Below are 12,187 nucleotides of genomic sequence, written 5' to 3'. Positions count from 1 at the left end.
CTAAAATTCGTTATAAATAAACGATCCACCTTGAATATTTTTATAATGGTATAAGTAAATCAATACAAAGAGTATCGCGCTATAAAAAAGTGTTCGCAGAACAAAGGTACACCAATACCTGAACCGAGGATTACTCCGCCATTTCTTCATTTGAAATCCCTCCTGTTTCCCTCCAATTAAAACCTCAAAACAAGTTTACCCACTTTTGGAAAAAAGCAACATTTGTTCCTCTAACAGAAAACGTTTTCTAGCTAACAGTTTTGTCACAAGTTAGATACACAATTAAAAAATAATCAATCTAAAGAAACTATCAGCCTTTCCTATTCATCAAACTTGCTTCAGCCACTCACAAAAAAACAAGCAACCACGAATCATGGACATGATTTTCGTGGTTACTTGTTTTTTTATTTAACTGGAATATCAGCTTCTGCTTGTTATTCTTCAATGATTCGACAATATAGTCGACTCGTAATGTAATAAAATAGTAGATAAATGATGATCAGGAAACCACAGATAAGATATGGCAGCCAGTAACTAGCGGTCGCTATAAACTGAGAAAACACATTGACAGCAAATATCGTGTGCATGATTCCCAAAATCATTGGTGGGAAAAACATGATGGCATTTTGCTCAAAAATCATCCGATTTGTTCTTTTTTGGGCAATTCCAATTTTCGTCAACAATTGGTAATTACTTTTCTCTTCTTCTGCTTCAGCTAATAATCGCACCATCAGCATACTACCGGTTGCCACGATCACGATCATTCCGAGAAAAATAGCCAAAAACGTGATGATTCCGATAATTCGATCTGCCCAACGTACGGCAGGATAGCGTGCCACAAAATTCAGACGGCTATCTTCCAAAAAATAATTATTTTCTTTATTTTTATCTATATTTTCAGGGATTTTCTTTGACTCAATGTGACCGACTAATTGGTCTCCTTTTATATCATAATCGTAGTAAACGGTTTTGTCCCACGTAGTAGTAACTTCTTTCGTCAACCGTTCTGTGATTTGCTCATTATCTCCACCTTGAACATTCCAATTAAGGAGCTGATAATGGACCCCTTTTGCTTCTGTAAATACTTTGTCACTCACGACCAAGGTGGGGCCTAAATAATTCACATCACTATCACCTAAGAAATTGACCATTTTTGCCTGGATGTCTAGCTTCACCTCAGGAAGATAGATCGTGGAACCATACAGTGAGAAGTTTTTAAACAAATCAAGCGTACTATCCAGTAAGACAGTGCTCTCATCAGAAGTCAACGCAACCTTAGGCATTTTAGGATTGATTCTGCGAAAGGCATTATACTCTTTTTCTGAAATCAAATTCACTAATTCAAATACCTTTGATTCCTCACCTTTACCTAAATCATCAATATTATTGATGCCCCCGATCACTTTATAGTTCAAAGTGATTTCATCTATGATCTTTTGCTTTCCATCAGATAATATCGGTCGGATTTTTTCCGCCAGCTCAGGCTCTAATTGATAAGAAACTGGATTGGCAATATCGACCGTTCGTGCAGTGATCGTGGAAACACTCATGATCGCACCAATCATTGATAATGAAATAGCTATAACCAATGTAATCAATGAATTGATCCGCCAACTTTTTTGCAAACGGATCTGCGTATTTCCAATCAGCAAAAAGTTGATTCCTTTATACTTGACAGCCGAACGATTGAATAAATTCAAGATCAGGCGAAAAGAATAACAGAAAAAGAGATAGGTGCCGACCACGCAAAAAATAATAATCAAAAGTGTCAAAAAAATCGCAAAATGTAATGTTCCCGTTGCCGCTAAATTTTTGGTAATAAACTCTCGATAATGGACTGCAAAGAAGTAGCCACTAGAAATAAGCAGTAGACCAAGAAAGCCCAGTAACCGATGCCGTGTACGGATTCGTAATTTTGAACTCTCTGTGTGCTCTTTTTTATCAAATGAGCGGAAACGGGGGTAACGCCATATTTTCCATAAGGAATAGAGTGAAACGGACGATAACAGTAGCAAAAGGATCAGAACAGTTTCAACGATTGATGGAAATGAAACAAAAAAGAGACTTTTGATCGTCATTTTCATCATTCGTATCAAGATCATAGAAAATAATTTAGAAAAAACGATACCTAAACCAACACCTGTTATACAAGCAAACAACCCCATTGTCATTGTTTCTAGCACATAGATAACTGCAACCTGGCGCTTCTTGATACCAAATAATTGATAGATGACAAATTCTTTTTGCCTTCGATTGAGAAAAAAACGGTTGGCACTAATGACAAAAAAGAACAAAACAATGATGATGATCCAGCTTCCAATATTAAAAAAAGCATCGATTGAAAAATCTTGACTTGTCCGTCTAATCAACGATTTATCATAAGTCATCGCGCTAAAAGAATAGTAGATCATCGTTGCTAATACTAGACTAAAAAAATAAACCAGATATCCTCGTGACTGTCGCATAAAGCTTTTAGCAGCCAACTTATAAAGCATTTACCTTTCCACCCCCTCCAATCGTTGCTTGCATATCAATGACACGTTCAAAAAATTCATTTCTTGAACCTCTGCGAACAACTTCTGAGAAAATAACTCCATCTTTGATAAACAAAATTCGGTTACAATAACTTGCGGTGTATGGGTCATGCGTCACTAATAGAATCGTTGATTTTTCGACTTGATTGATCGTATTAAGATAGTTCAATAGCTCAGTGGCTGACTTAGAATCTAGTGAGCCTGTTGGTTCATCGGCAAAAATAACCTGAGGATGAACGACAAGTGCCCTTGCAGCAGCAATTCTTTGACGCTGGCCAACCGACAATTCATCAGGATAACGTTTCAGGATCTCTTCAATATTTAATAGCTGGGCTGCATGCAAGACCCTACGCTCCATTTCTACTTTCGATATCCGTTCCACAGCTAAAGGAAGTAAAATATTGTCCTTTGCATTCAAAGTATCCACAAGATTGAATTCTTGGAAAATGAAACCTAATTTTTTTCGGCGAAAATCACTTAATTCATTGCTTTTCATTTTAGTGATCTCATTTCCTTGTATCTTAACACTTCCCATCGTTGGCAAACTGATAGTCGCTAAAATATTCAATAGAGTTGTTTTGCCTGCACCACTTGGTCCCATGATACCGACAAATTCCCCTTCTTCAACTGAAAAGGAGATATTATCAAGAACTTTTACAGATGAAAGTTTATTTCCATAACTTTTACTTAAGTGTCTAACTTCGATCATCTTATCCATTGTATTTCCCCCTGCACTTGTCTTACTTGCATAGTAGCACACCCTCAGTTTTTTTTCTCTTTAGTTTTTGTCACTTCATACGCATAAAACAAAAATTTAAAATTTTTTTATTCATTTATTTTATTCACTGCATGCTGATCTTTGATTTTAAAATGCTATAACTTTACGTTTTCACTTCTTTTCACAAAGAAATATACACAATATATAGTATAGACATCCAAATATACAACCATTTGCATACTATATGTAGCAAGTATTTAGTTGCTCACAGCTGAATTTTGTTTTATGATAGACAAGAAGAATTTAGCAGGAGTTGAAGAATATGAACGTAGAATACAAAGAGAAAAACACAAATCCGGGTACCACCGAGTCCATGAATATCACGATCATCAAGCGAGATGGCCGACGTGTGGATTTCGATGACAAAAAAATCAATGATGCTTTAATCAAAGCAGAAAAGAAAATTCACGGCTCCTTATCTCCACTGACCTATGAAAAAATCCAAACAATCGTTGATCTTGTTGTCCAAGAAATCAAAAATCGCTTCACTGACAATGTTAAAATATATGAAATTCAAAATATCGTTGAACATATCTTATTAGAAAAGAACGAATATGAGTTAGCTGAAGAATATATCAATTATCGTACAAAACGTGACTTTGCAAGAAGCAAAGCTACTGATATCAACTTCTCAATCGAAAAATTGATCAATAAAGACCAAACTGTGGTCAATGAAAATGCCAATAAAGATAGTAACGTATTCAATACGCAACGTGATCTGACGGCAGGGATCGTAGGAAAATCAATCGGGCTAAAAATGTTACCTCCTCACATTGCAAATGCGCATCAAAAAGGAGATATCCATTACCATGATTTAGATTATCATCCATATACGCCTATGACAAACTGTTGCTTGATCGACTTTAAAGGGATGTTGAACAATGGATTCAAGATTGGTAATGCCGAAGTAGAATCACCAAAATCGATTCAAACTGCTACAGCACAAATTTCACAAATCATCGCAAATGTTGCTTCTAGCCAATACGGTGGTTGTTCTGCTGACCGAACAGATGAATTGCTTGCTCCATTTGCTGAACTAAATTACAGCAAACATTTAAAAGATGCCGAAGAATGGATCGAATCACCCGAACGTCAAAAAGAATACGCAAAAGCAAAAACCAAAAAAGACATCTTTGATGCAATGCAAAGCTTGGAATATGAAATCAATACACTGTTTACATCAAATGGTCAAACACCATTTACTTCTCTTGGTTTTGGTTTAGGTAGAAATTGGTTTGAACGCGAAATCCAAAAAGCCATCTTACAAATTAGAATCAATGGATTAGGTAGCGAAAAACGAACAGCAATCTTCCCTAAATTGATTTTTACTTTAAAAGATGGCATCAATCTAAACCCAACTGATCCTAATTATGACATCAAACAGTTAGCATTAGAATGTGCGACAAAACGGATGTATCCTGATATTTTGAACTACGATAAAATCGTTGAATTAACTGGCAGCTTCAAAGTACCCATGGGTTGTCGCTCATTTTTACAAGGATGGAAAGATGAAAATGGTCAAGAAGTCAATGTAGGAAGAATGAATTTAGGCGTGGTTACTTTAAACTTACCTCGTATTGCGATGGAAGCAAAAGGAGATCAAGAAAAGTTCTGGCAGATTTTGGCCGATCGTTTGGCAATTATGAAAGATGCCTTAGTTTACCGCGTAGATCGTTGTAAAGAAGCAATCCCTGCAAACGCCCCTATCCTTTACATGTATGGAGCCTTTGGCAAACGCCTTTCAAGAACAGATGCAGTTGATGAGTTATTCAAAAATCGTCGTGCTACTGTTTCATTAGGCTATATCGGATTGTACGAAGTTGCCTCTGCATTCTATGGTGGCGAATGGGAAACAAACCCAGAAGCAAAAAACTTCACTCTTGACATCGTCAAAGAATTGAAAGCAAAAGCTGATGCATGGGGCGATGAATACGGTTATCATTTTAGTGTCTATTCTACTCCAAGTGAAAGTTTGACTGACCGCTTCTGCCGTTTAGATACAGAAAAATTCGGTTTGGTCGAAAATATTACTGACAAAGAATATTACACAAATAGTTTCCATTATGACGTTAGAAAGAATCCAACACCTTTTGAAAAACTTGATTTTGAAAAAGATTATCCTCAATATTGTTCAGGTGGCTTCATCCATTATTGCGAATATCCAATGCTTCAACAAAATCCTAAAGCCTTGGAATCTGTCTGGGACTATGCTTATAACAAAATCGGCTATCTAGGAACAAATACACCAATCGATCATTGTTACAACTGTGGTTTCGAAGGTGACTTTAAACCAACAGAACGTGGCTTTGAATGTCCTGAGTGTGGGAATCACGATCCTAAAACATGTGATGTTGTAAAAAGAACATGTGGTTATTTAGGAAATCCTCAAGCACGTCCAATGGTTCATGGACGTCATAAGGAAATTTCTTCTCGTGTAAAGCATATGAAATAAGCAGTATATATTTGTAAAGAAAGAGCGTGAGCCAAAAGAAATAATTTTGTCTCACGCTCTAAACATGAATAAACGGTGAGTGCAGAAACACCGCCTTTGGCAAAGAAGCTGAAATGCATAAAAAGTTTAAAAAAATTTTCGTGAAACTCTTCTTACTTGCTCAGGGTAAAACCTTCTGCCCAAACCTCGCCTTACTTATTGTATGCGTACGACTCTCGTCAATCCGTTGTTTCCGATAACTTGAGCAACACACTTCTCGTTCTATTTCCGAATGGTGCAGAACGGGGCTTTCATAACCTTATTTGACGGTATTCAATTCCCTATACCTTTTCAGATAAGTCTATACCTCATCAAAATATGGAAAGCTATTTTGCTCGGTCTATTCTTATCCGAATGGTGCAAAGCGGGACTTTCATAACCTTATATTAGAAAGAAGTTTTTATATGCGAAATCCTAAACCTAAAGAATGGCTGGCACAAGATTACAGCCAGAACTATATTGCAGATTACAAACCATTTAATTTTGTGGATGGTGAGGGCGTGAGAAATAGCCTTTATGTTAGTGGATGTTTATTTGCTTGTGAAGGTTGCTTCAATAAAGCCGCCCAAAATTTCCGCTATGGCACTCCCTTCACTAAAGAACTTGAAGAGCAAATCATGGATGATTTACGTCACGATTATGTTCAAGGACTGACCTTATTAGGGGGCGAACCATTTTTAAACACGGATGTCTGCCTGCAAGTCGTTGATCGTATCCGTCAGGAATTTGGCCACACAAAAGATATCTGGTCATGGACTGGCTATACTTTTGATGAACTATTGCAAGATTCAGATGACAAGTTGGAGCTCTTGTCAAAAATCGATATTTTAGTAGATGGTCGTTTTGAGATCAGCAAACGAGATTTAAAATTACAATTTCGTGGAAGCAGTAACCAACGTATCATCGATGTTCAACGCTCTTTAGCTGAGAATCAGGTAGTTATTTGGGAAAAATGTACTGATGCAACTGAAACCTACGAACAAATCAAAAAGCAAGACTTGATTTAGCCTTATCAATTGTAGCCATTCGTTCACACGAATGGTTTTTCTGTATCTAAAAACCTCTAGTTACAGACCTTAAATGGAAAGGCTTCCTTAATTTGTTGTATTATTATATCTATAGTGAGTATAAAGTGGTACGCTATGCAATCGAAAAAGGCGTCAAGATTCTTCAGTATTTGCAGATTTAAAATTATTTTGCCATACTTAAGACGATAAAGGAGCTATGCGTGAACATAGCCCCAATGCAGAACCGTTAAAAAGACGGTGACTGTTATAATATGGATTTAACCATCTAGACCTGTCAAAGTGTTAGATGGTTACTTTTTTTGGTCTTTAGAGTCAATGATCAGCAAGACCAATGTCGCAAACGCGATCATCAGTTGAATTGCTTCAAAAGTTGACACTTACTCCCTTCTGGGGATAAAGCGATGAACCATAGGCATCACCCCTTTTTCAAGAGACTAGCCACCATCTTTTCACTTTTCTACCTTTGAAGTATATCATATCCTAATTTTCCAAAGCCATTCAAATTCTACTTAGCTTAAGTTACAACCAGAAGAAAAATTGAATTAAACCTGTAAAATACATAAGAACCCCTGTTCAAATATCACCTAGCAACAATTTTTATACCTCCAACCGCACGAAATATTCTGTTCATATGGATACTATACTTGCACTAATGAATTATATCAGCTAATATAAAGAAAAGGAGCCATGCGTGAACATAGCCCCAATGCAGAACCGTTAAAAAGACGGTAGCTTTTATTAGTTTGATATTGTAACTATCTAATTACTCGCCAAAGTGGATTAGATGGTTACTTTTTTTGGTCTTTAGAGTCAATGATCAGCAAAACCAATGTCGCAAACGCGATCATCAGTTGAATTGCTTCAAAAGTTGACACTTGCTTACTCCCTTCTAGGGATAAAGCGATGAACCATAGGCATCACTCCTTTTTCAAGAGACTAGCCACCATCTTTTCACTTTTCTACCTCTGAAGTATATCATATCCTAATTCCTTGAAGCCATTTCAATTTTCACCTAGCTTAAAGTCATAACCAGAAAAAAATGCTTTTGTTTATTCCTTTGTCTCCCATAATGGTAAGACAATGTTTTCATAAGTCATCGGATCTAAATTAGTCAAGGTGATCCCTAATAAACGAATCCCCTTCTTTACACCAAGGATTTCTTCCCAGATGAGACTAGCTTGGTAAAAAAGTGCTTCTTTTTTGTAAATATATTCAGGCAATGTGACTCGTTTCGTAGTAGTAGAATAATCCGTATAGCGTACTTTTAACACAACAGTTTTTCCGTGCTTTTGAACCCGTTTCAACGCTTCCTCCACGTTCTCAGATAATTGTCGAAGTTGAGCTAAAACTGCTTCTTCTGTCTGCAATGGCTGCCCATACGTATGCTCTTTCCCGACTGATTTTCTCTCTCTTGTCACATTGACAGGAGAATCATGGATTCCCCTAACCTTTCGATAAAGTGAATATCCCATCTTACCAAAGTTTCTGATCAGCATCATTTCTGTACATTCATAAAGATCTGCTCCCGTAAAAATACCTAATTCATGCATTTTTGGTACAGTCTTTTTTCCCACACCATGAAACTTTTCAATTGGTAATGCTTTTAAAAATAAAACAGCATCTTGTGGTGCAACTACTGTAATGCCTCTTGGTTTTTGAAAATCAGAGGCTAATTTTGCTAAAAATTTATTATAGCTTACCCCGGCAGAACAAGTGAGATGGACAGCTTCCCAAATATCTTTTTGAATCAAACGAGCAATTTTGATTGCAGATTTACAGTTGATTTTGTTATTCGTTACATCTAAGTATGCTTCATCGATACTGACTGGCTCCACTACATCTGTGTAACGATAGAAGATTTCACGTACGATCTTAGAGATTTCACTGTATTTATGATGATCGCCTGGTTTAAAAATTGCTTGTGGGCATAATTCATATGCTTTTTGCGCACTCATCGCTGAATGGATACCATACTTTCTCGCCTCATAGTTTGCCGTTGTCACCACCCCTCTTCCTCCTGTATCACTGGGGTGTCGAGCAATTACTAAGGGATGTCCTCGAAACTCAGGATGGTCACGTTCTTCGACGGAGGCAAAAAAAGCATCCATGTCGATATGAATGATTTTTCTTGATGTATCATTATGTAAAGGAAATTGTAATTCCATCGCTCTCACCCCTATGAATAGTATATAAGAACTTTTGTTCGGTTACAAGAAAAAGAAATGTTCTAAAGTACTCTACTTATTTCATAATATATATTATACCTGTCTTACCAACTTCATAAAAATAAGAAAGAGATTTTTGAAACATTGTCTGTTTCAAAAATCTCTTTCTTATTAATATCATCATTGATTTTTCATGCAATAAAAACGGTTACTCGCTCTCTTCTGTCCCATGTAAAGAAGCACCCGAATGGAGAAAATAGATCAATGTTTGTAATTCATTTGTCAGATCAACGTTTTGGATCAAAACATCAGTTGGTGCATTCAACCTTGCTGATGTAAAGTTCAAAATCCCTTTGATTCCAGCCTCCGTTAAACGATTGACCACATCTTGAGCTCTTTCTGCGGGAATCGTCAAGATAGCTACTTCTATTTGTTGGATCTTGATTTGTTCTGACATATCTTCCATTGGATAAACTGGGATGCCATCTACGATTCGTCCAACGATGTCTTCATTGACGTCAAAAGCACAGCTCACACGGATACTATTACTTTGATGGAATTTATATTTCAAAAGTGCACTTCCTAAGTTACCGACCCCGATCAATGCAACATTCGTTAACTGATCGTCATTTAAGGTCTTTGCAAAGAAATGCATTAAATCTTCAACATCGTAGCCATACCCGCGTTTTCCCAATTCCCCAAAATAGGAAAAGTCACGACGAATCGTTGCGCTGTCAACTTGTACAGCCTCGCTTAATTCAGTTGATGACACTTTTTTCTTACCAGCGTTATTTAGAATTCTTAAATACCGGTAATACAAAGGCAAGCGCTTAGCTGTTGCCTTTGGGATGATATGATCTTTCACTTAATTACCCCCACTATTTTTTAAGTTTACTTTGATTTATCCATCATAGCAGTATATATAGGAAAAAATCAATTCCATTGCTTACATATTGTGAAATTTTATTCTTTGTTCATTTTCTTATCATTTCTTGGAACCTCGCAGTATAAAAGAATTTATGGTAGACTACTAGATGAAAACAAGATTTCATTCTTAGTGAATTCACAAAGTAGAAAAGAGGATTCCATGATACTACTACAAGCCAATCAGATTGCTCGCCATTTTGGTGCAGAGATTTTATTTGAAAATATCCATCTTGAAATCAGCACAAACGCTAGAATTGCCTTAGTTGGTAGAAATGGTGCTGGAAAATCGACCTTGTTAAAAATCCTTGCTGGTATAGAAAGCCCAGATGAAGGAACAATTGCTAAAAATAAAGCCGCTACTCTAGGCTATCTTGCCCAAGATACCGGTTTAGATTCCACAGAAACTGTCTGGAATGAGATGCTAAAAGCCTTCGATAGTGTTCGTAAAATGGAAAACAGAATGCGTGAACTAGAACTTTTCATCAGCGAAGGTACGCCTGATACCCCTGCTTACGAATCATTTTTGAAAGAGTATGACAAATTACAGCATGACTTCTCGGATAAAAATGGGTATGGTTATGAAAATGAGATACGCTCAGTCTTACACGGCTTTAAATTTGATCCTTCCTTTTATGATCAAACAATCGATACCTTATCAGGTGGTCAACGTACTCGGCTTGCATTAGCCAGAATGCTATTACAACACCCAGATATTTTGATTCTGGATGAACCAACCAACCATTTAGATATTGAAACACTTTCTTGGTTGGAAAGTTATTTGCAAAGTTATACCGGGGCACTGCTAATTGTTTCACATGACCGCTATTTCTTGGATAAAGTCGTCACAGAAGTCTATGAACTAAGTCGCAAAAAAATGCGGCATTATAAAGGGAATTATTCCAAATACCTTGATGTAAAAGCAGAACAACTAGCTACGGAATGGAAAGCTTATGAGAAACAACAAACCGAGATCCAAAAACTCGAAGACTTTGTTGCACGTAACTTAGTCCGTGCTTCTACCACTAAACGTGCGCAAAGTCGTAGAAAAGCATTAGAAAAGATGGATCGCTTGGATCGCCCACAAGGAGACGAAAAACAAGCACATTTTCTTTTTAGTGCCGCTAAGCCTTCTGGAAATGTTGTTTTACAAGTTGAAGATGCCGCAATCGGTTACGATGGAGAAATCTTGTCTGAACCAATCAATTTAGATATTCGTCGTCAAGAAGCGATTGCGTTAGTCGGACCGAATGGAATCGGGAAATCAACGTTGTTAAAATCGATCATCCATCAACTACCATTTATCCGAGGAAAAGAACATTTAGGAACAAATGTCACGATCGGTTACTATGACCAAGGACAAGCGGAACTTCATACCAATAAAACGATCCTAGCTGAGTTATGGGACGAACATCCAACAACTCCAGAAAAAGAGATCCGCAGTGTATTAGGCGCATTCTTGTTCTCTGGGGAAGATGTCGAAAAAACAATCCCTCTTTTAAGTGGTGGAGAAAAAGCCAGAGTAGCATTGGCAAAACTAGCCATGAATCAAGAAAACTTTTTGATCCTAGATGAACCAACAAACCATTTAGATATCGATAACAAAGAAGTTCTGGAAAATGCACTGATCGATTATGATGGCACACTATTATTCGTTTCACATGACCGCTATTTCATTAATCGTATCGCCACAAAGGTCATCGAACTTTCTGAGAATGGCAGTAAAATGTATTTGGGTGATTATGATTATTACTTAGAAAAGAAACAAGAGGAAGAAGAAATTGCGGAATTATTAGCAGAAAAAACACCAGCAGCCGTCGAGGTCAATTCAAACAAAAAAAATTATTTCCAAAGCAAAGAACAGCAAAAACTGATTCGTAGTCTGCAACGAAAAGTCACTCAGGTAGAAGAACAGTTGACTAAATTAGATGAGGAACTAGCTGATCTCGAAAAACAAATGATTTTACCGGAAAATTTGGACGATCATGTACGATTGAATGAATTGAACCAGGCATTAGAAAAAGCAAGAAAAACACAAGAAGCAAAACTTTCAGAATGGGAAGATCTAAGCATCGAACTGGAAGAATATGAAAATGAGTGACCGAAACTACACAGATCGCTGTTAGCGGCTTGTGTAGTTTTTTGTTTTTTCTTTTTTCGTTTTGCTCTCATTTCACCTTTAGAGAAGAACAATAATGACTTTCTTACTTTTTATTTTCTCTCTTTTTAACATAATGAGTTACTACTAAGTGTATCCGGCACAATTT

General features: G+C 36.9%; 10 protein-coding genes. 3 read left to right on the top strand and 7 right to left on the bottom strand.

The genetic code is table 11. The annotated features are described in order from the left end of the window. From IGI47_RS04835 to IGI47_RS04825, 3 genes are all read right to left on the bottom strand, one after another. Window positions 1-150 (bottom strand): teichoic acid D-Ala incorporation-associated protein DltX, encoded by a 150-nt coding sequence (locus IGI47_RS04835; protein WP_311930132.1) that lies wholly within the window; start codon window positions 148-150, stop codon window positions 1-3. A gap of 284 nt (window positions 151-434) precedes the next feature. Next, a complete protein-coding gene (locus tag IGI47_RS04830) occupies window positions 435-2,495 on the bottom strand; it encodes an FtsX-like permease family protein (protein WP_438783514.1) in 2,061 nt (686 codons plus the stop codon). Continuing rightward, on the bottom strand, window positions 2,485-3,252 hold the full coding sequence (locus tag IGI47_RS04825) for an ABC transporter ATP-binding protein (RefSeq protein WP_005878090.1): 768 nt from the start codon (window positions 3,250-3,252) through the stop codon (window positions 2,485-2,487). Before IGI47_RS04825 ends, IGI47_RS04830 begins: the two co-directional genes overlap by 11 nt. A 322-nt stretch (window positions 3,253-3,574) precedes the next feature. Between IGI47_RS04825 and nrdD the strand changes: the two genes are divergently transcribed. Next, complete coding sequence (gene nrdD / locus IGI47_RS04820; protein WP_438783513.1) at window positions 3,575-5,764, top strand: anaerobic ribonucleoside-triphosphate reductase; 2,190 nt, start codon at window positions 3,575-3,577, stop codon at window positions 5,762-5,764. 443 nt (window positions 5,765-6,207) lie between these two features. Next, on the top strand, window positions 6,208-6,810 hold the full coding sequence (gene nrdG / locus IGI47_RS04815; protein ID WP_005878087.1) for an anaerobic ribonucleoside-triphosphate reductase activating protein: 603 nt from the start codon (window positions 6,208-6,210) through the stop codon (window positions 6,808-6,810). A 311-nt stretch (window positions 6,811-7,121) separates the two neighbouring features. On the opposite strand, the gene IGI47_RS04810 is transcribed toward nrdG, so the two are convergent. From IGI47_RS04810 to IGI47_RS04795, 4 genes are all read right to left on the bottom strand, one after another. Next, on the bottom strand, window positions 7,122-7,208 hold the full coding sequence (locus tag IGI47_RS04810; protein WP_016177055.1) for a putative holin-like toxin: 87 nt from the start codon (window positions 7,206-7,208) through the stop codon (window positions 7,122-7,124). 411 nt (window positions 7,209-7,619) lie between these two features. Then, on the bottom strand, window positions 7,620-7,706 hold the full coding sequence (locus tag IGI47_RS04805) for a putative holin-like toxin (protein ID WP_016177055.1): 87 nt from the start codon (window positions 7,704-7,706) through the stop codon (window positions 7,620-7,622). Window positions 7,707-7,880: 174 nt separating this feature from the next. Beyond that, window positions 7,881-8,996, bottom strand: coding sequence for a DNA polymerase IV (dinB, locus tag IGI47_RS04800; RefSeq protein ID WP_438783512.1), 1,116 nt, complete (start codon window positions 8,994-8,996; stop codon window positions 7,881-7,883). A 208-nt stretch (window positions 8,997-9,204) separates the two neighbouring features. Next, entirely contained in the window at window positions 9,205-9,861 is a 657-nt protein-coding gene (locus tag IGI47_RS04795; protein WP_311930129.1) for a redox-sensing transcriptional repressor Rex, read from the bottom strand. Window positions 9,862-10,083: 222 nt separating this feature from the next. Between IGI47_RS04795 and IGI47_RS04790 the strand changes: the two genes are divergently transcribed. Further along, window positions 10,084-12,021, top strand: coding sequence for an ABC-F family ATP-binding cassette domain-containing protein (locus IGI47_RS04790; RefSeq protein ID WP_311930128.1), 1,938 nt, complete (start codon window positions 10,084-10,086; stop codon window positions 12,019-12,021). Window positions 12,022-12,187 lie beyond the last annotated feature (166 nt).

This window comes from Enterococcus sp. AZ191 (assembly GCF_051713845.1).
Classification (GTDB): domain Bacteria; phylum Bacillota; class Bacilli; order Lactobacillales; family Enterococcaceae; genus Enterococcus_B; species Enterococcus_B durans.
This window is presented reverse-complemented; position numbering and strand designations above follow the sequence as displayed.